Origin of the sequence: Nocardia goodfellowii (assembly GCF_017875645.1) — a bacterium.
Lineage (GTDB): Bacteria > Actinomycetota > Actinomycetes > Mycobacteriales > Mycobacteriaceae > Nocardia > Nocardia goodfellowii.
In genome coordinates this window covers 694,673-715,288 of record NZ_JAGGMR010000001.1, presented here as the reverse complement: position 1 = coordinate 715,288, position 20,616 = coordinate 694,673, and the positions used below count along the sequence as shown (strand labels likewise).

At 67.1% G+C, this 20,616-nt stretch carries 18 protein-coding genes; 10 read left to right on the top strand and 8 right to left on the bottom strand.

Annotated features, from left to right (window positions below; translation table 11 throughout):
* Positions 1–321 precede the first annotated feature (321 nt).
* The 5 genes from BJ987_RS02770 (at position 322) to purM (ending at position 7,035) form a co-directional block, all read left to right on the top strand.
* Positions 322–1,890 (top strand): ABC transporter substrate-binding protein, encoded by a 1,569-nt coding sequence (locus BJ987_RS02770; protein WP_372446925.1) that lies wholly within the window; start codon positions 322–324, stop codon positions 1,888–1,890.
* 80 nt (positions 1,891–1,970) lie between these two features.
* Positions 1,971–3,008 (top strand): ABC transporter permease, encoded by a 1,038-nt coding sequence (locus tag BJ987_RS02765; protein ID WP_307869877.1) that lies wholly within the window; start codon positions 1,971–1,973, stop codon positions 3,006–3,008.
* A gap of 95 nt (positions 3,009–3,103) precedes the next feature.
* Positions 3,104–4,135 carry an ABC transporter permease gene (locus BJ987_RS02760; protein ID WP_245366434.1) on the top strand — a complete coding sequence of 344 codons (1,032 nt, stop codon included), beginning with the start codon at positions 3,104–3,106 and terminating at the stop codon, positions 4,133–4,135.
* Positions 4,128–5,828, top strand: coding sequence for an ABC transporter ATP-binding protein (locus BJ987_RS02755; RefSeq protein WP_209884357.1), 1,701 nt, complete (start codon positions 4,128–4,130; stop codon positions 5,826–5,828). Before BJ987_RS02760 ends, BJ987_RS02755 begins: the two co-directional genes overlap by 8 nt.
* A 127-nt stretch (positions 5,829–5,955) precedes the next feature.
* Positions 5,956–7,035 (top strand): phosphoribosylformylglycinamidine cyclo-ligase, encoded by a 1,080-nt coding sequence (purM, locus tag BJ987_RS02750; protein WP_209884355.1) that lies wholly within the window; start codon positions 5,956–5,958, stop codon positions 7,033–7,035.
* A gap of 228 nt (positions 7,036–7,263) precedes the next feature.
* Here the strand turns inward: purM and BJ987_RS02745 are convergent, their stop codons facing one another.
* The 4 genes from BJ987_RS02745 to ygfZ all read right to left on the bottom strand — a co-directional run bounded on the left by BJ987_RS02745 (position 7,264) and on the right by ygfZ (position 10,446).
* Positions 7,264–7,467 carry a DUF3073 domain-containing protein gene (locus BJ987_RS02745; RefSeq protein WP_209884353.1) on the bottom strand — a complete coding sequence of 68 codons (204 nt, stop codon included), beginning with the start codon at positions 7,465–7,467 and terminating at the stop codon, positions 7,264–7,266.
* Between the two features lie 176 nt (positions 7,468–7,643).
* Positions 7,644–8,594, bottom strand: coding sequence for an asparaginase (locus tag BJ987_RS02740; protein WP_209884351.1), 951 nt, complete (start codon positions 8,592–8,594; stop codon positions 7,644–7,646).
* Complete coding sequence (locus BJ987_RS02735) at positions 8,591–9,334, bottom strand: MOSC domain-containing protein (RefSeq protein ID WP_209884349.1); 744 nt, start codon at positions 9,332–9,334, stop codon at positions 8,591–8,593. The genes BJ987_RS02740 and BJ987_RS02735 overlap by 4 nt, the downstream gene beginning before the upstream one ends.
* Positions 9,334–10,446: a CAF17-like 4Fe-4S cluster assembly/insertion protein YgfZ gene (ygfZ, locus tag BJ987_RS02730; RefSeq protein WP_209884347.1), complete on the bottom strand. Its 1,113-nt coding sequence runs from the start codon at positions 10,444–10,446 to the stop codon at positions 9,334–9,336. The genes BJ987_RS02735 and ygfZ overlap by 1 nt, the downstream gene beginning before the upstream one ends.
* A gap of 108 nt (positions 10,447–10,554) precedes the next feature.
* On the opposite strand from ygfZ, the gene BJ987_RS02725 reads away from it, so the two are divergent.
* The 5 genes from BJ987_RS02725 (at position 10,555) to BJ987_RS02705 (ending at position 17,633) form a co-directional block, all read left to right on the top strand.
* Positions 10,555–11,475, top strand: coding sequence for an aminodeoxychorismate lyase (locus BJ987_RS02725; RefSeq protein ID WP_209884345.1), 921 nt, complete (start codon positions 10,555–10,557; stop codon positions 11,473–11,475).
* A gap of 174 nt (positions 11,476–11,649) precedes the next feature.
* Positions 11,650–13,113 (top strand): cytochrome ubiquinol oxidase subunit I, encoded by a 1,464-nt coding sequence (locus BJ987_RS02720; RefSeq protein WP_209884343.1) that lies wholly within the window; start codon positions 11,650–11,652, stop codon positions 13,111–13,113.
* A gap of 9 nt (positions 13,114–13,122) precedes the next feature.
* A complete protein-coding gene (gene cydB / locus BJ987_RS02715; RefSeq protein ID WP_209884341.1) occupies positions 13,123–14,172 on the top strand; it encodes a cytochrome d ubiquinol oxidase subunit II in 1,050 nt (349 codons plus the stop codon).
* Between the two features lie 3 nt (positions 14,173–14,175).
* Entirely contained in the window at positions 14,176–15,978 is a 1,803-nt protein-coding gene (cydD, locus tag BJ987_RS02710; protein ID WP_209884339.1) for a thiol reductant ABC exporter subunit CydD, read from the top strand.
* Entirely contained in the window at positions 15,975–17,633 is a 1,659-nt protein-coding gene (locus BJ987_RS02705; protein WP_209884337.1) for an ATP-binding cassette domain-containing protein, read from the top strand. The genes cydD and BJ987_RS02705 overlap by 4 nt, the downstream gene beginning before the upstream one ends.
* A gap of 299 nt (positions 17,634–17,932) precedes the next feature.
* Here the strand turns inward: BJ987_RS02705 and BJ987_RS02700 are convergent, their stop codons facing one another.
* The 4 genes from BJ987_RS02700 to BJ987_RS02685 form a co-directional block, all read right to left on the bottom strand.
* Positions 17,933–18,658 (bottom strand): heme-binding beta-barrel domain-containing protein, encoded by a 726-nt coding sequence (locus tag BJ987_RS02700; protein WP_209884335.1) that lies wholly within the window; start codon positions 18,656–18,658, stop codon positions 17,933–17,935.
* Positions 18,659–18,840: 182 nt separating this feature from the next.
* On the bottom strand, positions 18,841–19,146 hold the full coding sequence (locus BJ987_RS02695; protein ID WP_194817162.1) for a DUF1416 domain-containing protein: 306 nt from the start codon (positions 19,144–19,146) through the stop codon (positions 18,841–18,843).
* A gap of 5 nt (positions 19,147–19,151) precedes the next feature.
* Positions 19,152–19,985, bottom strand: coding sequence for a sulfurtransferase (locus tag BJ987_RS02690; RefSeq protein WP_209884333.1), 834 nt, complete (start codon positions 19,983–19,985; stop codon positions 19,152–19,154).
* A gap of 35 nt (positions 19,986–20,020) precedes the next feature.
* Positions 20,021–20,545 carry a DUF4395 domain-containing protein gene (locus BJ987_RS02685; protein WP_209884331.1) on the bottom strand — a complete coding sequence of 175 codons (525 nt, stop codon included), beginning with the start codon at positions 20,543–20,545 and terminating at the stop codon, positions 20,021–20,023.
* Positions 20,546–20,616: the final 71 nt, after the last annotated feature.

Sequence of the window (20,616 nt, the reverse complement as noted above, 5' to 3'; positions counted from 1 at the left end):
GTCGTTTCGGCTGTCTTGTCAGCGCCGGTGCCGTGACCTACTCGAGACACCGTGAACGCGAAATCCGAACCAACCTGGACATATGACCTGTCAAGGGGACTCCACCGCCGCAGGACTCAGTTCGTCTGCTAACACCCCGGTGATTTTTTCTTCGAAAACGCAACTCGCCGGAAATGGTTCCTGGGTAGGTTCCCCGGATATATCGCTAGTTCACCGTGTCCGCACCCGCCCTGTGATCCAGGACGACCAGGTGCGGTCACGCACGAGAAGTGGGGCCTGATGTTGGTTTCAAAGACGCCTGGGCAGCGCACCCGAACGAGAGTGGTGGCTGCCGTCGGTCTGGCGGCGCTGGCGTCGTCGGTGGTGGCGGGCTGTGGTTCCGGAAAGCAGGACGACAACGGTGACGGCGCCGGATTGGTCGTCGGCACGACGGACAAGATCTTCGCGCTCGATCCGGCGGCCGCCTATGACAACGGCTCACTGGTCGCCGAGACGCAGATCTATTCGTATCTGCTGAATTTCGAGCCCGGCGACACCACGCCCAAGCCCGACGCGGCCGAGAAGTGCGAGTTCAGCGCGCCGACGGTGTTCACCTGCAAGCTCAAGCCAGGCCTGAAGTTCGCCAATGGGAACCCGTTGACCGCCAAGAGCGTCAAGTTCTCCTTCGACCGCATGGTGAAGATCGACGACCCGAACGGTCCGGTCTCGCTGCTGCAGAATCTGGAGAAGACCGACGCTCCGGACGACCTCACCGTCAACTTCACCCTGAAGGTGGCCAACGATCAGACCTTCGCGGCGATCCTGCCGACCCAAGCCGGGCCGATCGTCGACGAAAAGGTCTATCCCGCCGACAAAGTCATGCCGGACGAGGATGTCGTGAAGGCCAAGGGCTACTCCGGCCCGTACGTCATCGCCAGCTACGACAAGAACAAACTGGTCGAGTATCAAGCGAACCCGGACTACAAGGGCATCCTCGGTACCCCCAAGACCAAGCAGGTTTCCGCGAAGTACTACGCGACCAGCGACAACATGAAGCTGGATCTGCAGAACGGCTCACTGGACGCGGCCTACCGCTCGTTCACGCCGACCGACGTGGAGTCGCTGAAGAACTCGGACAAGGTGAAGGTGCACGAGGGCCCCGGCGGCGAACTGCGCTACATCGTGTTCAACATGAACACCATGCCGGGCAACAGCCCCGAGCAGAAGCTGGCCATTCGCAAGGCGATGTCGTCCACGGTCGATCGTGACGCGCTCGCCTCGGGTGTCTACAAGGACACCTACGTGCCCGCGTACTCGCCGGTGCCGCAGGGCCAGCCGGGCGCTATCGAGCCGTTCAAGGACCTCTACGGCGCCAAGCCGAACAAGGAGCAGGCGGCGAAGTTCCTCGCCGACGCCGGAGTCGCCACGCCGGTCGAGCTCAATCTGCAGTACAACCCGGATCACTACGGGCCCTCCAGCCCGGAGGAATACGCGGCGGTCAAGTCGCAGCTGGAAGCCAGCGGGCTGTTCAAGGTCAACCTGCAGTCCACCGAATGGGTGACCTACCAGCGGGAACGGGCGCGCGACGCGTATCCCATGTACCAGCTGGGCTGGTTCCCGGACTTCCCGGATCCGGACAACTACCTGACCCCGTTCTTCGCGCCGAACAACTTCCTCGAATCGCACTTCGAGAATCCGGACATCACCCGGCTGCTGACGGCGGAGACCACCGAGCCGGACAAGACCAAGCGGCTCGAGATCATCAAGCAGATCCAGAAGGACATCGCCGAGAAGCACATCCCGACGCTGCCGTTGCTCGCCGGTAAGCAGATCGCGGTGGCCGGCACCGGCGTGCAGGGCGTCACCCTGGACGGTTCCTTCAAGTTCCGATACACGACGCTGAGCAAGTGAGCTCGGTGGAGAAAGCCGGGGCGGGACCGGAGACGGTCCCGCCCCGGCGGTTCGGGCTGCCGCAACGCGTCTCTTCCAAGATCGGGGGCGACTCTCGTCACGCCGCCCTTTTGCGGTATTTGGGTGTTCGGTTGCTGATGATCCCGTTGACGGCGTGGATTCTGGTGACCTTGGTGTTCTTCCTGATGCGGGTGATCGGTGACCCGATCAGCGCGGCCATGGGTGGACGCATGACTCAGGAACAGATCGAGATACGCAAGGAGGCGGCCGGGCTGAACCGGCCGATCCTGTCCCAGTACTGGGAGTATCTCTCGAACTTGCTGCGTTTGGATTTTGGCCACTCCCAGGACAATCGGGAAATCAGCGAGGTCATCACGACCTATGGCGCCGCGACCCTGGAGTTGGTGTTCTGGTCGCTGCTGGTGGCCTTCGCGGTCGGTGTCCCGCTGGGCAGATGGGCTGCGACACACCGTGATTCGACCTCCGACGCGGTCCTGCGGATCTTCGCGATCCTGGCCTACGCGGCGCCGGTGTTCTTCGTGGGCCTGCTGCTGAAGCTGGTGTTCGCGATCCAGTTGGGCTGGCTGCCCGTAGCGGGCCGGGCCAGCACCAATGTCGAACTGCGGCTGCAGCATGTGTCGCCGAAGACCAACATCATGGTGATCGACGCGATCCTCTACGGCAACAACGATTATTTGATCGATGTGCTGAAACACGCTGTGCTGCCCGCGATCGCGCTCGGCCTGCTGACCGCGGGGGTGTTCCTGCGGCTGGTGCGGATCAATCTGATCCAGACCCTGCGCAGTGACTACGTCGATGCGGCGCGAGCGCGCGGCTTGTCCAGCCGTGTGGTGACCGGGCGGCATGCCTTCCGCAACGCGATGATTCCGATCGTCACCGTGATGGGCATGTACATCGCGATGATGATCGGCGGTGCGGTGCTCACCGAGACCACCTTCGAATGGAAGGGGCTCGGCTTCCAACTCGCCGAATACCTGAAGGCCCGCGATTTCATCGCGGTGCAAGGCATCGTCGCGTTCATCGCGGTGGCGATCGCGGTGATGAGCTTCATCGTCGACGCCATCGTCGCGTTGATCGACCCGAGGGTGAGGTTCTGATGACCACACCGGAACTGCTCAACGAACCGGTCGCCACCGCGCCGGTTCCGCCGGTGGTCGGCAAGCGCGGGATACCGGGGTTGCGGCTGTTATCGATGACCTCGGGATTGCAGCGGGCCACCTTGATCTTCGGGCTCGCCCTGATCGCGCTGTTCGTCATCGTGGCGGTGTTCGCGCCGTTGCTCGCCCCCTACGGGTTCTCCCAGATCCACGAGAACGGCACCGAATTCGCGCGCCAGGCCCCGCCTTCGGCCGAGCACTGGTTCGGCACCTCGGTGCGCGGCGAGGACGTGTTCTCCCGCGTGCTGTTCGGCGCCCGGACCGCGCTGTATGTGATCCTGACCTCGCTGGTGCTGTCGCTGCTCATCGGTGTGCCGTTGGGCTTGGTGTCCGGCTACATCGGGCGCTGGCTGGACCGCGTGCTGGTGCTGTTCATGGACGCGATGTACGCCTTCCCGACGCTGTTGCTGGCGATCGTGGTGTCCATCGTGGTCGCGGGCGGCGCCTCCACCAGCTTCGGCGGTGTGTTGTCGGCGGCGGTCGCGATCACGGCCATCTTTGTGCCGCAATACTTCCGGGTGGTGCGCAACGCCACCGTGGCGGTGAAACAGGAGCCGTATGTGGACGCGGCCCGGGTGACCGGCGCCTCCACCACGCGAATCCTGTTCCGGCACATCCTCGCCAACGTCACCCAGTCGCTGCCGGTCATCGTCACACTCAACGGCGCGGAAGCGATCCTGACCCTGGCCGGTCTCGGCTTCCTGGGTTTCGGTATCGAGCCGACCCAGGCCGCGGAATGGGGCTACGACCTGAACAAGGCGATTTCCGATGTCTCCAACGGCATCTGGTGGACCGGGATCTTCCCCGGCACCGCCATCGTGCTCGTGGTGCTCGGGATGACGCTGGTCGGGGAGAGCCTCAACGAGGTGCTCAACCCGCTGCTGCGGACTCGGCGTACCGCACGGCCGACCGCGGTCGGCAGTGACGTGATCGTGGACGAATCCGGCACGCCGGAAATGGAAGTCACGCCCGAGGACACCGGAGCCGAACTCAGCAAGGACAACTCGACCGGTCCAGGTGCGGCCACCTCGAAAGCGGCTGCGGCGAAGAAGGATGGCGATGAGTAAACAGACCACTGTCGCGGCCGAGGGCGGGCCCGCACTGTCGATCCACGGCCTGTCGGTCACCTTCGCCACCGACGCCGGACCCGTGCACGCGGTCAGCGATGTGTCCTACGAGGTGTTCCCCGGCGAGGTGCTCGCCATCGTGGGGGAGTCGGGGTCGGGCAAATCGGTGAGCTCGCGCACCGCGATGGCGCTGCTGCCGGGCACGGCCCAGGTCACCGGCCTGGTCACGCTCGGCACCCAGTCCATCACCAAGATGAACGAGAAACAGCTCACCGCGCTGCGCGGCGGCGCCATCTCGATGGTGTTCCAGGAACCGGGATCGGCGCTGGATCCGCTGTTCACGGTCGGCTTCCAGATCGCCGAAGCTCTGCGCGCGCACACGGATATGAACAAGAAGCAGGCCAAGGCGCGCGCCGTGGAACTCCTGCGCCTGGTCGGCCTGCCCGACCCGGAACATCGGGTCGACTACTACCCGCACCAGCTCTCCGGCGGGCAGAAGCAGCGAGTGGTGATCGCCATCGCCATCGCCTGCGAACCCAAGGTGATCATCGCCGACGAACCCACCACCGCCCTCGACGTCACCGTGCAGGCCGAAATCCTGGAGCTGCTACGTGATCTGCGTGACCGCATCGGCAGCGCCATCGTCCTGATCACGCACAACATGGGCGTGGTCGCCGACCTCGCCGATCGCGTGGTGGTGATGTGGAACGGCAAGGTCGTCGAAACCGCCCCGGTGGACGAGCTTTTCGCGCATCCGAAGGAGGAGTACACCCGGAAACTGCTCGCGGCCGTACCGCACCTCGGCGCGCGTAAGGCGACCGGCGCGGTCCCGGCGACCGCGAAAGCCGAACCGGACAGCACACCCGTGCTCGAGGTGTGCGATCTGGTGGTCGAATTCCCGGGCCCGTTCGGCCGGCCGAGATTCCGGGCGGTCGACGAGGTGAGCTTCACCGTCGCCGCCAGCGAAACCGTCGGTCTGGTAGGCGAATCCGGTTCCGGAAAGTCCACCATCGGCCGGTGCGTGGCCGCCCTGCAACGGCCCAGCTCGGGCGTGGTGCGGGTGCGTGGCGAGGAGATCTCCGGCATGTCGCAGCGTCAGCTGCGGCCGATCCGCAAGCGCTTCGGTTTCGTCTTCCAGGATCCGGCGACCTCGCTGAACCCGCGGCTCACCGTGGGCGACTGTGTGGCCGAACCGTTGCTGGTGCACAAGATGGGTAGCGCCGCGGAGATCCGGAACCGGGTGCGGCGCATGCTCGACGACGTCCAGTTGCCCGCGGGCGCCGAACGCCGGTACCCGCACGAGTTGTCCGGCGGGCAGCGTCAGCGCGCCAGCCTGGCACGGGCGCTGGTGACCAATCCGGATCTGCTCGTGGCCGACGAACCGACCAGCGCACTCGACGTCTCGGTCCAGGCGGCGGTGCTCGATCTGTTCGCCGACCTGCAACGCGAGTGTGCCTTCGCCTGCCTGTTCATCAGCCACGACCTTGCCGTGGTCGACCAGCTGTCGGACCGCATCGTCGTGTTGCGCGACGGCGCGGTCGTCGAGCAGGGCGACCGGGACAGCATCCTGCGCGCGCCGCAGCAGGAGTACACCCAGCGCTTGGTTGCCGCCGTCCCGGTGCCGGACCCGGTGGAGCAGCGCCGGCGGCGCGCCGAAGCGGGGGCGCTGTTCGCCACGGACAGCGCCGGGTGAGTCCGGATGGGCCCGGTAGCGGAGTGTTGTCAAGAGGTGCAGCCAACTCCGCTGCGGGGCCGTTATCCGGTTCCGGTAGCGTGAGCAGGCATCTATCCGCCGATTCGGTTTGGAGCTTTCCCCGAAAATGACTGAACAGACCTCTCCCGGCGCTGGAGCTTCGTACGCCGCGGCCGGCGTGGACATCGAAGCCGGTGACCGCGCAGTCGAGTTGTTCGGACCATTGGCGAAGAAGGCCAGCCGTCCCGAGGTGCAGGGCGGTTTGGGCGGATTCGCCGGTTTGTTCGCGCTCAAGGGTGGCTACCGCGAACCGCTGCTCGCCGCCTCCACCGACGGCGTCGGCACCAAGATCGCGGTCGCGCAGGCGATGGACAAGCACGACACCGTCGGCCTCGACCTGGTCGCGATGGTCGTCGACGACCTGGTGGTCTGCGGCGCCGAGCCGCTGTTCCTGCAGGACTACATCGCCATCGGCAAGGTCGTTCCGGAGAAGGTCGCCGAACTCGTCTCGGGCATCGCCGAGGGCTGCGTGAAGGCCGGCTGCGCGCTGCTCGGCGGTGAGACCGCCGAACACCCGGGTCTGATGGACCCCGACGATTACGACCTGTCCGCCACGGGCGTCGGCGTCGTCGAGGCCGACTCGGTGCTCGGCCCCGATCGGGTGCGTCCCGGCGACGTGGTCATCGCCATGGGTTCCTCGGGTCTGCACTCCAACGGCTACAGCCTGGCCCGCAAGGTGCTGCTCGACATCGACCGGATGTCGCTGACCGGGCATGTCGAGGAGTTCGGCCGGACCCTCGGTGAGGAATTGCTCGAACCGACCCGGATCTACGCCAAGGACTGCCTGGCGCTGATCGCCGAAACCGACGTCCGTACCTTCGCGCACGTCACCGGCGGCGGCTTGGCCGCGAACCTCGGCCGGGTGCTGCCCGCCGGCATGGTGGCCGAGTTGGACCGCGGCACCTGGAGCCCCGCGCCGGTATTCAAGATGATCGCGCAGCGCGGGCGTGTCGAGCGTGTCGAGATGGAGAAGACCTTCAACATGGGCGTCGGCATGGTCGCCGTCGTCGCGCCGGAGGACGTGGATCGGGCCCTGGCCGTGCTCACCGCACGCCACATCGAGTGCTGGACGCTCGGCACGGTGAAGAAGGCCAAGGACGCCGACGCCCTGCGTGCCATCCTGGTGGGCGAGCACCCGCGCTTCTGATCGCTCCGAGCTACACGAAAGCCCCGCCGACTCGGCGGGGCTTTCGTGTGTCCGGGAGTTGCTGGGGTCGAACGGTTTCGGCGATGGCCGGGTACGACTCAGCGCCCCGCATCGAAGCGATGAGGGCGCTGAGCTAGCTATGCAAGCCTTACGGCGATATCCGCAGGTCGGGTCAACGCTGGAAGGGGGAGGCCCGCCGGCCTCCCCCTTCAGCGAAGATCCGAAATCTCAGCGGCGCCAGTCGTCGTCCTCATCCCATCGGGATGAGGAGTCGTCTGCGTCGTGCTCATCGGACAGCACTCCACCACTCATCTGAGAGTTGGGGCTACCCGCGAGCTCGCGCTGAAGGCTCGCGAAGTCGGTGTTATGCGTGCTGTATTTCAGCTCGCGTGCAACCTTGGTCTGCTTTGCCTTAGCCCGGCCACGGCCCATGGCTGACCCCCTCGCGTCACTGCGGGGCGGCCTGGGGTGTGTTGGCGGCCCCGTTCGAATTAATACTCTTCCTGACAGACACTTTAGCGTGTGTCCGGCGCTCGCGCTTCCAGGAGTGCGCGAAGTACTCCGGAAGTGGGGTTGTTTGCCCGGTTGTCGCCGCCTGCCGGGGTCGGCTACAGCGCGCCGGGGATAGCCCGGATGACACCCACCCGGGCGCCGCCACCCATGATCGGCAGGGCCGCGAGCTCGGTATGCGCGTCGCTCCACTCCACACCCATGCGTTGCAAAACGGCCAGCGTCAAGGGCATTCGTGCCCGGTCATGGCCGTCATCGATCTTGTAGGCGAAGGCCGAGCCGTCCGGCAGCGCGCCCGCGTGCACGCCGTCGGCGCCGATTTTGCAGACCAGCCCGGGTGTCGTCCGCATCGCCAGCAAGTCCGGAGCGTTCGTGCCGGAAATCACTCGCGGGTGCGCGCGGATCGCCTCGGCGACACGGCGCTCCGGCGAGCCGGGCGTGGCGGTGGCCATCGCCGCGAACGCGCGCGCCAGATTCACCAGCGAGACCGGGATGATCGGCAAGCCACAGCCGTCGATGCCGAGATCGGTTTCGGGTTCGCCGGTGAGCTCGGTGATGGTCGCGATCACCGATTGCTGGAGCGGGTGGCTCTCGGCCAGATAACCCTCGGTCGGCCAGCCGTTGATCTGGCAGGTGGCGAGCATCGCGGCGTGCTTGCCGGAGCAGTTCATATAGATTTTGCGCGGCTGGCCGGCGGTGACGGCGGCGGCGCGGGCGCGGTCCTCGAACGGATAGTCGGCCGGGCATTCGAGCTGCTTCTCGTCGAAACCGAAACGCTCCAGCAGCCGCTGCACCAGGGCGACGTGATCGGGCTCGCCGAAATGCGAGGCGGTGGCGATGGCCAGCTCGGCATCGTCGACCGGCTCGAAACCGTTGCGCAGCAGCGTGATCGCCTGCATCGGTTTATTGGTCGAGCGCGGGAAGATCGGCAGGTGCACCTCGCCGAGTTCCAGCGTGGGCTCGCCGTCGCTGCCCAGGATGACCACGGAACCGCGATGCACGCACTCCCGGAACCCGGACCGGACGACCTCGACCAATTCGACGCTCATACCTGGGCCTCACTTGCGCTCGGCTCCGTCGCGCGCTGTGACCTGGTTCGTTCGCCGCGCTCACGCATAGACATCGCCTCCGTTCGCTGGGCTACCGCGCGGGCGGCATTCGCGTGCCGGCGCGCATGTCGTTCGATCTGCATGCGGACGTCGTCGGAAATCGAGGGCTCCACCTCGAGCAACAGGTTCAGGCGGTCCATGTCGGTGCCGGCGAACACGTCACGGGCGGTGATGCCGTGCTCGGGGACGTGCACCACGCGGACCTCGTCGCCCGCGCCGACGCTGCCCTCGGTCAGCACGCGCAGGTAGGCGCCGGTGTCGCCGCGCAGTGCGAAGCGTTTGACCCAGTGCGACTCACCGGACCAGTGCTGGAAGACGGCGCAGGGCACCCGCGGGGCGCTGACCTCCAGGAGGGTGTCGCCGATGGCCCAGCGCGCGCCCAGGACGGCGTCACTGACCGCTAGACCGTTGATGCGCAGATTCTCGCCGAACCAGCCGGCGGGCAGGTCGCGGCCGAGTTCCTGGGCCCAGCGCTGGGCGTCGGACTCGGCGTAGGCGTAGACGGCCTGATGGACGCCGCCGTGGTACTTGGTGTCGGCGACGTGGTCACCGGCCAGACCGTGCTCGCGCACCCGGACCCGGCCCGGCACCGGCCGCTTGTCGATCGCGGTCCGGCCGACCCGGCCCGGCACTTCGAGCTCGGCGTGCACGACACAGACCGCGAGTACTTCCGCCGACATCACCGGCCGCGCAAACGGTCGACGGCGATCCGGCCCGCCTGCGGTGCGTCGTTGACGGGTACCGAGTCGGGGTCGATCGCGGCGGCGGTCGGCCCGGCGGTCAGCGGGGTGTCCGCGGGGATCGCCCGCTTCACCAAAGCCAATGCGATCGGACCGAATTCGAAGTGATCGATGACGGTGCCGATTCGGCCGACCGTGCGGCCCCCGGCGGTGACGTCGTCGCCGGGCACGGGACGCTCGTCGGCGGAACCGTCCAGGTGCAGCAGCACCAGATTGCGCGGGGGTTTGCCGAGATTGTGCACGCGGGCGACGGTTTCCTGCCCGCGATAGCAGCCCTTGTTCAGATGCACCGCACCGTATTCCTCGATGCCGCCGATCCAACGGGCTTCGTGCGGGATGGTGCGGTCGTCGGTGTCCTGGCCGAGGCGGGGACGCACGGCGGCGACGCGCAGTGCTTCGAAGGCCCACATACCGGCGGGGACGGCGCCCGCTTCGGTCAGCTGGGCCCACCACTCGCCGAGGCGGTCGCGGGGGACGAGCAGATCGAAGGAGTCCGCGGTCGGCCACGGCATCCGGCGCAGGAAGCCGCCGTCGGGCAGCGGCACCGCCCGCAGCGCGGCGGGCAGTTCATCGATCCCCAGGGCGGAAGTCAGGCTCGCGACGCCGGGACCGAGCAGGCTCAGCACCGCGTAGTCGGCGGCCTCCGGCTTGGCGTCGGCCCAGAAGACCATTTTCTGCAGGAACGCCAGCAGGTCCGCGCCGCGTTCGGCCTCGGTGTCGATCCACACGGTGCCGTCGAGCTCGGTCAGCACGAAATGGTTCAGCACCCGGCCGTTCAGGTCGAGGTCGAGATTCTCGGCGGACTGACCGTCGGCGAGGTCGGCGACATGCTGGCTGGTAATGGTGTGCAGCCAGGTCAGGCGCTCTTTACCGGTGATGGTCAGCACGAAGCGGTGCGACCGATCGACGATCGCCGCCCGTTGCGCGGCGGCGCGCTGTTCACCGAACGGATCCCCGTAATGCCAGGCCACCGCGGCATCCGGGGAACCCGGAACTCCCGCGACAGCACCCGAGACGGAAAGAATAGGACTGGGCACAACGACCACGGACACGTAAACCACTCTAGGCCCCGCGTCAGCTCGAGTGCAGCGAAGGATCTCGTTTACACGATCTTCGCTGTGACGTAGGCGTGGTCAAGGTACACCGCCTACGCTCGACGCATGGTAGATCGAGTTCTTGTAACACTCGACGGCGCGGTCCGAGATGCGGACGCGCCGTTGCTGTTTGCCGACGACATCGGTGTGCTGCGCGGTGATGGTGTCTTCGAGACGGTGCTGGTGCGTAGCGGTAAAGCGTGTGCGATCGAACACCACCTAGGTCGGCTGCGTCACTCGGCGCAGGCACTCGACCTACCCGAGCCGGAACTGGCGCGCTGGCGCGAAGCGGTCGAGACGGCCGCCAAGGAGTGGGGCAGCGAGCGCGAAGGCGTGCTGCGGATGGTGCTGACCCGGGGTCGCGACAGTGAAATGCCCGGTGTGAAAGACAGCGTCACCTCCGGTGATCTCGCGGCCGCCGTGCCGGTGCCGACCGCGTACGTGCTGGTGCTGCCGGTGGGGGCGCGGGTGGCCAAGGCCCGCGCCGAGGGCATCAAGGTGGTCTCGCTGGCCCGGGGTATCTCGATCGATCTGGCGCAGGCCGCGCCGTGGCAGTTGCTCGGCGCGAAGACGCTGTCCTACGCGACGAATATGGCCGCGCTGCGGTTCGCGCAGCGGATGGGCGCCGACGATGTGATCTTCACCAGCAACGAGAACCGGGTGCTCGAGGGTCCGCGTTCGACGGTGGTGATCGCCCGGGACAAGCAGTTGCTGACGCCGCCCGCGAAGAACGGTGTGCTGCCCGGGGTGACTCAGCGCGCGCTGTACGCCGAGGCGGAGCGGGCCGGCTGGGAGTGCGGCTACAAATCGTTGTTCACTGCGGATTTGCTCACCTGTGACAGCGTCTGGTTGCTGTCTAGCATCACGCTGGCCGCTCGGGTGAACTCGCTGGACGGTCTGCGGATGTCCGCGCCGGACAATGCCGAGGAGATCATCGAGCTGGTGGACCGGGGTATCGAGAGGGCGGGGTCGGTTCGCGACTGGTAGGTGGCAGGGCCTTCGGCATGGCGGTCCAGGCGCGAGCCGGCCGCGAAATCGGGTTGCGGCCGGTGATCTGAGCGCGGGCTAGTTAACAGCTGGCGTCGTGTCGCAGCGCACGTTGATCCAGATACCCTCCGGCGTACGATTACTACGACATGTCGTAGATCGGCAGGAGATCGGATGAACGTCGTCGACGTCGCGCGCTGGCAGTTCGGCATCACCACCGTGTACCACTTCCTCTTCGTGCCGCTCACGATCGGCTTGGCGCCGCTCGTCGCCGGTATGCAGACCGCCTGGGTGGTCACCGGCAAGGAGCACTGGAAGCGCCTCACCAAGTTCTTCGGGAAACTGTTCCTGATCAACTTCGCCCTCGGCGTGGCCACCGGCATCGTGCAGGAATTCCAGTTCGGCATGGGCTGGAGCGAATACTCCCGCTTCGTCGGCGATGTCTTCGGCGCACCCTTGGCCATGGAGGCCCTGGTCGCCTTCTTCATGGAATCGACGTTCCTCGGCCTGTGGATCTTCGGCTGGGACCGGCTGCCGAAAAAGGTGCACCTGGCGTGCATCTGGCTGGTGGCGCTCGGGGTGAACGCCTCGGCGTACTTCATCGTCGCGGCCAACTCGTTCATGCAGCACCCGGTCGGCGCGCGCTACAACCCCGAAACCGGACGCGCTGAGCTGCAGAGCATTTGGGCAGTCATCACGAATGTGACGACGCTCGCGGCCTTCCCGCACGTCATAGCCGGAGCGTTGCTCACCTCGGCCACCTTCGTGGCGGGCATCGCCGGCTGGTGGATGGTTCGCACAGTGCGCAAGGGGGATCCGGCGGGTATCGAGGAGGCTCGCGTCATGTGGCGGCCGGCCGCGCGCATGGGTTTGTGGCTCGTCCCGGTCGCCTGCGTCGCCCTCATCTACACCGGCGACGTACAGGGCAAGCTGATGTTCGAACAGCAGCCGATGAAGATGGCCTCGGCGGAATCGTTGTGCCACACCCAGACCGATCCCCAGTTCTCCATCCTCACCGTCGGCACGCACAACAACTGCGACAGCGTCGACCACCTCATCGAAGTGCCCTACGTGCTGCCGTGGCTGGCCAAGGGGGAGTTCTCCGGCGTGACGCTCGACGGCGTCAAAGATCTCCAGGCGTCCTACAACGAGAAGTTCGGGCCCGGTGACTACCGGCCCAACCTGTTCGTCACCTACTGGGCCTTCCGCGCCATGATCACCTGGATGGCGGGCTCGATCCTGTTGGCGCTGGCCGGTTTCTGGCTGACCCGCGGCGGCCGGGTGCCGGGGCAGAAATGGTTCGGATGGTTGTCGCTGCTGGCCATCGCCACACCGTTCCTGGGAAACAGCGCGGGCTGGATCTTCACCGAGATGGGCCGTCAGCCGTGGGTGGTGGCACCCAATCCGACCGGGGACCCGAACATCCGGATGACGGTGCAGCAGGGCGTGTCCGGGGTGTCCGCGGGCACCATCCTCACCTCGCTCATCGTCTTCACGCTGCTGTACGGCATTCTCGCGGTCGCGTGGTTCTACCTGCAGCGGCGCTACGTGCTGGCCGGGCCGGAACCCGCGCCCGTGGCATCCGAGACCCCGGAACCCACCGGGGACGCCGTCGAGAAGCTTTCCTTCGCCTACTAGGAGCCCGGGATGACCCTGCAAGTGTTCTGGTTCGTACTGGTCGCCGTGCTCTTCATCGGCTATTTCGTGCTGGAGGGTTTCGACTACGGCGTCGGCATGCTGATGCCCGTCATCGGGCGCAAGTCGGAAGTGAAGCGGCGCGTGGTGCTCAACACCATCGGACCGGTGTGGGACGGCAACGAAGTGTGGTTGCTCACCGCCGGTGGCGCCATGTTCGCGGCCTTCCCGGAGTGGTACGCGAGCCTGTTCTCCGGGTTCTATCTCGCGCTGCTGCTCATCCTCGTCGGATTGATCGCTCGCGCCTGCGCCATCGAATGGCGCAGCAAGATCAACGACGACAAGTGGCGGCGGTGGTGCGACGTCGGTATCGGGCTCGGCTCCTGGATCCCCGCGTTCGCTTGGGGTTTGGCGTTCGCGAATATGGTGCGCGGTGTCGAACTCAACGAGAAGCGGCAGATCCAAGGCAGCCTGATCGATCTGCTCGGCCCCTACGCACTGCTCGGCGGCCTCACCACGCTGCTGCTGTTCCTGCTGCACGGCGCGATCTTCCTCTGCCTCAAGACCGGTGGCGAGGTGCGCGCGGACGCCCAGGCGGTGGTGCGGAAGATCTTCGTCCCGACCGCCCTGGTGGTAGGTGTGTTCGGAGCCTGGACCCAGCTGTCCTACGGGCAGGGCTGGACCTGGATTCCGCTGGCGCTGGCCGTGCTCGGGCTCGTCGTCGCCGGACTGGCGTACAACCGGGGCCGCGACGGCTGGGCCTTCACCGGCACGGCGCTCACCATCTTGTCGGCCACCGTGCTGCTGTTCGGTTCGCTGTTCCCGGATGTGCTGCCCTCCACCATCGATCCGGCCTTCAGCCTCACCGTCGACGGGCGCGGCGGCACGGTCAGCGCGTCGTCCACGCATTACACGCTGGTGGTCATGAGCTGGGTGGCGGGCGTCATGGTGCCGCTCGTGCTCATCTACCAGGCGTGGACCTACTGGGTCTTCCGGGCCCGGCTCACCATGGAGCACATCCCCGACCCGATCGGCCTGCTCCCCTCGAAGACACGGAACTGAGCCATGGCGCGCCCGATCGACCCGCGCCTGTGGCGGCACGCCCGCTCGGCACGCAGATACCTCGTGCTGAGTGTGGCGTTGTCGCTGGCGACCACGCTCTGCATCGTGGTCGCGGCGCTGGCCCTGGCGCGGGTGCTGGCCGGTGTGATCACCGACCCGGCTCGGCGTGATATCGGCTCCTGGACAGGCGAACTGGCGCTCTTCGCGGTCGCCATCGTTGTGCGTGTCACCGTCACCTGGTGGCAGTCCCGGCTCGCGCACCGGGCCGGGGCGCAGGTGGTGGCGGAACTGGAAACGGCCGTGGTGGCCGCCGGAGCTCAGCTCCCGCCCCGCGAATTGGCGGCGCGGCGTACCGAATTGGCCGTCGTGGCCGGTTCCGGATTGAGCGGACTGCGCGCCTACCTCGCCGGATACCTTCCCGCCCTGCTGCTCTCGGCCCTGGTTCCGCCGATCGTCTTGACCGTCATCGCCTTTCACGACCTCGTTTCCGGCGGCATCGTCCTGGTGACGTTGCCGCTCATCCCGATCTTCATGGTGCTCATCGGACTGCTGACCCAGGGCAAGTCCCAGGACACCCTGGCCGCCACCACCCGCCTGTCCGACCAGCTCCTCGACCTGTTCGCCGGCATGCCGACCCTGCGCGCCCTCGGCCGGGAAGGTGCGGTTGCCGCGCAACAGGATTCGTCTCGCACCAGCATGGCCGGTCGGGTCCGGGACCTAGGCGACGCCCTGCACAAACGAACCATGTCGGCCCTGCGGATCGCCTTCCTGTCCTCGATGGTGCTGGAAATGCTCGCCACCCTGTCGGTAGCGCTCGTCGCCGTCTCCATCGGCATGCGACTGGTTTTCGGCAACATGGGCCTGTACGCGGGCCTCGTAGCCCTGATCCTGGCCCCCGAGGTGTACCTGCCTCTGCGCATGGTGGGCGAGCGCTTCCACGCCGCCCAGGACGGAATGGCCGCTGCTGACAAGGCTTTCGCCATTCTCGAGCCGGATAGCTCCGAGTCCCGGCAGGCTGTCTGCTCGTCCTCGCGCAAACTTGTCGGCTTGTCCGGTGCGGAATCGCAATCTCCAGGCGTCGCGGGTCTCCTGCCATCAGCGCGCCGAGGCGAAGGTGGCCGGTTCGTCGAACTGCGTGACGTCAGCGTGCGGGCTCGTGACGGTCTGGCTCCCGCCGGGCTGTCGGCCATATTCCGCCCGGGGGCGATCACTGTGCTCGCGGGCCCGAACGGCAGTGGTAAATCGACTGCGGTGCAATCGATCCTGGGCTTGATCGCTCCCGATCGCGGGTCGGTGACTGTTGACGGTATCGACGTCAGCGACATCGACTCGGAGTGGTGGTGGTCGCAGGTGGCCTGGCTGCCGCAGCGGCCGGTGCTGGTACCGGGCACTCTGCGTGACAACCTCGAACTGCTCGGCCCGACCACCAGCCACGATCAGGTGGAGAAAGCCTGCCACGCAACTGGATTCGATACTGTGCTGGACACCCTGCCCGACCGATGGGACACCGTCGTCGGCATCGGCGGCGTCGGCCTCTCCCTCGGTCAGCGCCAACGCCTCGCTCTCACCAGAACTCTGGCCGCCCCGCGACCGGTACTGCTGCTCGACGAGCCCACCGCCCACCTCGACGACGCCAGCGAGGCAACCGTCCTCGCCGCCCTCACCGCGCGGGCCCGCGCCGGTGCGACCGTGGTCATCGTCGGCCACCGGCCCAGCGTGCTCGCGGTGGCCGATCACGTCGTCCAGGTACGCGCCGACGCGTCGTCGGAGCACCGGAGCTCGACTGCTGAGGGGGTTTTTCGATGAACGCGCTACTCACCGACCTTCGCCGGATTCGGGAATTGCTGGAGTTGTCGCGGTGGCGGATGGTGGTCTCGATCGGCTGGGGTGTGCTGGCGCTGGGCAGCGGGTTGGGGCTGGCGGCTCTCGCCGCGTGGTTGATCGCGCGGGCCTGGGAGATGCCGCCGGTGCTCGACCTCACCATCGCCGTGGTAACCGTTCGCGCCCTGGGCATCTCGCGTGGGCTGTGCCGTTATCTGGAGCGGCTCGCCACCCATGACGTGGCGTTGCGGGCCATGAGCACCGCACGCACGACCACGTATCGGGTGCTGGCAGCGGCTGATATCTGGCGGCCGCGACGGACAGCCGGTGCGGAGATGGTGTCGGCTGATGCGGAAGGCACTGTGCGGCAGGGAGATCCGACCCAACTGCGGCGTGGCGAACTGCTCGGCCGGGTGATGGGCGACATCGACGATCTCGGGGCCGTGGTGGTGCGGGCGTTCGTGCCCATCGCCGTCGCGGTGATCCTGGCGCTCTTCGCGATCGGTCTGCTGCTGCCGATCTCGGTGCCTGCCGCGCTGATCCTGGCGGCGGCGCTGATGCTGGCGGGCGTTGTCGCGCCGTGGCTTTCGGCTCGCGCGGCGCGCGCGGCCGAGGTGGCGGTGCGCACCGATCGGACCGAATTCACCGCCGCCGCCCTGACCGTGCTCGATCACGCCCCGGAACTGCGGGTCGCGGGACGGCTGGAGACGGCGGTGGCCACCACCGCCGACGCGGGACGGCGAGCGGTAGCGGCCGAGGACAGGGCGGCGTCGCGCAGCGCGTGGGCCGCCGCCGCTACTCCGCTGTCGATCGGCGTCAGCGTGCTCGCGTCGCTGCTCATCGGAATCATGTTGTACGGCTCCGGAACCGGCGTCCGCACGCTCGGATTCCAGACGGTCGAGCCGGGCGGGATCTCGCCCATGGCGCTGACCGTCCTGGTGTTGCTGCCGCTGTCGGCCTTCGAGGCGGTCGCGGTGCTGCCGGCCGCGGCGCAGGCCCTCACCAACGGCCGGGCGGCGCTGCGCCGGATCACCCGGTTGGAGAGCGGCGAATCCGCCGCTGCTCGAATGGATTTGCCCGAGCTGCCCGCCGGCCGCCGGATCGCCGTGGTCGGGCCCAGCGGGTCGGGCAAAACCACCTTGCTGATGCACTGGGCAGGGCTGTTCGATACTCCTCGACCGGACGTCACCTTCTTCGCCGAAGACGCGCACCTCTTCGGCACCACCGTGCTGGAGAATCTGCGCGTCGCCCGCGGTGATGTCACCGAGGCCGAAGCCGGACGGGCGCTGCGGGCGGTCGGTCTGGGCGATTGGCTGGAGTCGCTGCCCGAGGGCCTGCACACCGACTTGGTCGGCGGCGCGGCCGCGGTCTCCGGCGGACAGCGCCGCCGCCTCCTGCTCGCGCGCGCTCTGCTCTCCCCGGCCCGCACCCTGCTGCTGGACGAACCCACCGAACACCTGGAAGCCGAAGCGGGCGCACAACTCCTACGCGCTCTGCTCGACCCGGCCTCGGGTCTGGTCGAACCGGAGCGCACAGTAGTGGTCGTCACACATCAGCTCCCGGCGGGCCACGAGGCCGACGCCGTCGTCCGGATCGACGCCGCGGGCCAGGTGACGATGCAGTCCGCAGCCTGGGTCTGATCCTCCTGAGCTGCGGAAACGTAAGTCCAATTAAATGCGTTGCTCACCGCGCCGCGGATGAGTACCTTCGTCCGTACACAAGGAAGGAGGTGGTTCGAAGAATGTATTTCCAACGGACACGTGAGGTGGCTGTCCGCTAGCGCCACCGCTGCCGGTGGAATTCCCGTGCGCGAGCGCTGAGCGAATTCCAGGCAGTCACCCGGCCCCCGAGCCCCCGGTCTTGTCCGACCGGGACCCGTACGGAGCAATCCGTACCGGTACGGCTCGGGGGTCGTCCCATTTCTGAGGAGAAGTAGCGGTCAGCCGATGTAGCGCTGGAGGCGGGCCGACAGGCGCGGTTCCAGGGGACCGTCGGCCACGACACGTTCCTCGACATAGGCGAGATCGCCGCCTTCGACGATGCCGTACAGGCGCTTGGCGCCGCCCACCACAATGCCGGACTGCGAACGGATGACGACATCGGTGGCCAGCTCCCAGGAAGACTGGGTCAGCGCCGTGCCGTAGAAGAGCTCCACAATGCCGCTCGAATGCGTCAACAACAGTTCGATGACCTCGTCGTTGCCGTCGATGCCGACCCGCCAGAAACCGCTCTCGCGCAGATCCGGGCCGGTGTAGGCGCCCTCGGCGTCGAGCACCCAGGAACGGGATTCCCAGGACAGGTAGTCGCCGCCGTCGTGCGAGACGACGATCTGCTGCCCGAAGCGGTAATCACCCCGCTCCGGGGAGTTGCCCTCACCCTCACCCCGCCACACACCGACCATCGGGAGCAGCGCCAGCATGGACGAGCTCAGGTCGGGACCGAGGCGCAGGTTCGCGGTGTCCTCGGGCAGCGGCAGATCCGGCAGGACCGGGATATTGCGGCCCGCCGTGGACTTGGCGCGTTCGGCTGCCTGGGCGACCGCTTGATCGCCGCTGCGGCGTGTTTCTACCGCGTCGTCATCCGCGGCAGCGGGCTGACCGTTGCCGTTCATTTGTTCACTCGCTCGCTCGGCCGATTCGGAACCTTCGCTCGCGAGATCGCTCATGACTCGGTGAACAACCGGTAGGCCACGTACCCGGCGAACCAGGTGATCAGCACCGAGCAGAGGACCAGCAGGACTTCGAAGAAGAGGACCACACTGCGAGTCTAACGACTCGCCGCGCCAGACAAAGCAACGGCCCCGGAGGTTCGGAACCTCCGGGGCCGGGTGCTGGAAACAGGGCGGGATCAGCGCGCGACGGCGACTTCCACCTCATGAATGCCGGTGCCCTCGGGGCGAACCTCGGCCGAGCCGTTACCGGCCGACGAGAGCGCCCGCACGGTCCACGCGCCCGGAGCCGCGAAGAACCGGAAGTCACCGGTGCCCGAGGCGACGACCTCGGCGGTGAAGTCACCGTTGCCGTCGAGCAGGCGCACGAACGCGCCGCCCACCGGCTGGCCGTCGGTGCTCAGGACACGGCCGGTGATGACCGTTTCCTTCTCCACATCGACGCCCGCGGGAATGGCCTGGCCCTGGGTAGGTGCTGCACACATATTGATTACGCTCCCAACTCGATCGGTGCACCGACGAGGGAGCCGTACTCGGTCCAGCTCCCGTCGTAGTTCTTGACATTGCTGTGGCCCAGCAGCTCCTGCAGCACGAACCAGGTGTGCGAGGAACGCTCGCCGATGCGGCAGTAGGCGATGGTTTCCTTGTCGCCGTCCAAGCCGGCGGCCTTGTAGATCTCGGCCAGCTCGGCGTCGGACTTGAAGGTGCCGTCCTCGTTCGCGGCCTTGCTCCACGGCACGTTGATCGCGCTGGGGATGTGGCCGGGACGCTGGCTCTGCTCCTGCGGCAGGTGCGCGGGCGCCAGGATCTTGCCGGAGAACTCGTCGGGGCTGCGCACGTCGACCAGGTTCTTGGTGCCGATGGCCGCGATGACCTCGTCGCGGAAGGCGCGGATCGAGAGGTCGGGAGCCGAAGCCTTGTAGGAGGTGGCCGGGCGGTTCACCGCGTCGCGGGAGAGCGGACGACCGTCGAGCTCCCACTTCTTACGGCCGCCGTCGAGCAGCTTGACGTCGTTGTGGCCGTACAGCTTGAAGTACCAGTAGGCGTAGGCGGCGAACCAGTTGTTGTTGCCGCCGTAGAGCACGACCGTGTCGTCGTTGGCGATACCGCGGGTGGAGAGCAGATCGGAGAACTGCTCCTGGTTCACGAAATCGCGACGAACCTGGTCCTGCAGGTCGTTCTTCCAGTCGAGGCGCACGGCGCCCTCGATGTGGCCGCCGTCGTAAGCGGAGGTGTCCTCGTCGACCTCGACGAAAACGACACCGGGGGTGTTGAGGTTCTCTTCGGCCCAGTCAACGGAGACCAGGACATCGGAGCGAGCCATGTTGTTCCTTTCAGAAATTTCGACTTGCGAGATGGTCAGTTCGGTGCCGGGGACACACGGGGACGGTCGGAGGCGGAGCCGCCGGGGTGGGTATGGCCAGTGGTCCGGCGGAAACGGGTCACCAAGGGGTAGATCTGGCAACCCAGGCAGATCCCGAACGCCGCGTTCAAGAACGCGGCGAACAGGGCGAAGCCGGCGAACACCCCGCCGACCACGGTGGAGCCGGCCAGGAATCCCAGCAGGCTGACGGCACTGAAGACCAGGCCGAGCAATTGCGCGAACCGCAGCGGGGCTACGGGTTCGGTTTCGGTTACCGGACCGTTGCGGGGGGCGATGACCGCCGCGTAGATCCGGCCGTAGGGGGAGCGCTGCGGGCCGTTGCGGGCACCGAGCGCGAACAAGATCGCCTGCGCGCCGATCAATACCGCGGCGGCGGCGGGGGAGACGACAGCGAGGACCAGAACCAGCACCAGGACCGTGCTGGTGAGCCAGGCCGCGAAACGCGGGCCACGGACGTCGACGCTGTCGAGGGGTATGGCTTTACGGGTGTCGATTGACATAGGCGAAACTCCTGCGCTGAATATGTCTGATTAGCGGGGACGTTGCCAACTGGCCGGGGATCGAAAGATCA

What these genes read in the sequence shown, in the direction of transcription:
- BJ987_RS02740 (WP_209884351.1), bottom strand. Translation starts at nt 8,594, where the DNA reads ATGAGCGTCGAATTGGTCGAGGTCGTCCGGTCCGGGTTCCGGGAGTGC.
- BJ987_RS02720 (WP_209884343.1), top strand. Translation starts at nt 11,650, where the DNA reads ATGAACGTCGTCGACGTCGCGCGCTGGCAGTTCGGCATCACCACCGTG.
- BJ987_RS02755 (WP_209884357.1), top strand. Translation starts at nt 4,128, where the DNA reads ATGAGTAAACAGACCACTGTCGCGGCCGAGGGCGGGCCCGCACTGTCG.
- BJ987_RS02690 (WP_209884333.1), bottom strand. Translation starts at nt 19,985, where the DNA reads ATGGCTCGCTCCGATGTCCTGGTCTCCGTTGACTGGGCCGAAGAGAAC.
- BJ987_RS02705 (WP_209884337.1), top strand. Translation starts at nt 15,975, where the DNA reads ATGAACGCGCTACTCACCGACCTTCGCCGGATTCGGGAATTGCTGGAG.
- BJ987_RS02745 (WP_209884353.1), bottom strand. Translation starts at nt 7,467, where the DNA reads ATGGGCCGTGGCCGGGCTAAGGCAAAGCAGACCAAGGTTGCACGCGAG.
- cydD (WP_209884339.1), top strand. Translation starts at nt 14,176, where the DNA reads ATGGCGCGCCCGATCGACCCGCGCCTGTGGCGGCACGCCCGCTCGGCA.
- BJ987_RS02695 (WP_194817162.1), bottom strand. Translation starts at nt 19,146, where the DNA reads ATGTGTGCAGCACCTACCCAGGGCCAGGCCATTCCCGCGGGCGTCGAT.
- BJ987_RS02735 (WP_209884349.1), bottom strand. Translation starts at nt 9,334, where the DNA reads ATGTCGGCGGAAGTACTCGCGGTCTGTGTCGTGCACGCCGAGCTCGAA.
- BJ987_RS02700 (WP_209884335.1), bottom strand. Translation starts at nt 18,658, where the DNA reads ATGAGCGATCTCGCGAGCGAAGGTTCCGAATCGGCCGAGCGAGCGAGT.
- BJ987_RS02760 (WP_245366434.1), top strand. Translation starts at nt 3,104, where the DNA reads ATGACCTCGGGATTGCAGCGGGCCACCTTGATCTTCGGGCTCGCCCTG.
- purM (WP_209884355.1), top strand. Translation starts at nt 5,956, where the DNA reads ATGACTGAACAGACCTCTCCCGGCGCTGGAGCTTCGTACGCCGCGGCC.
- BJ987_RS02725 (WP_209884345.1), top strand. Translation starts at nt 10,555, where the DNA reads ATGGTAGATCGAGTTCTTGTAACACTCGACGGCGCGGTCCGAGATGCG.
- cydB (WP_209884341.1), top strand. Translation starts at nt 13,123, where the DNA reads ATGACCCTGCAAGTGTTCTGGTTCGTACTGGTCGCCGTGCTCTTCATC.
- BJ987_RS02685 (WP_209884331.1), bottom strand. Translation starts at nt 20,545, where the DNA reads ATGTCAATCGACACCCGTAAAGCCATACCCCTCGACAGCGTCGACGTC.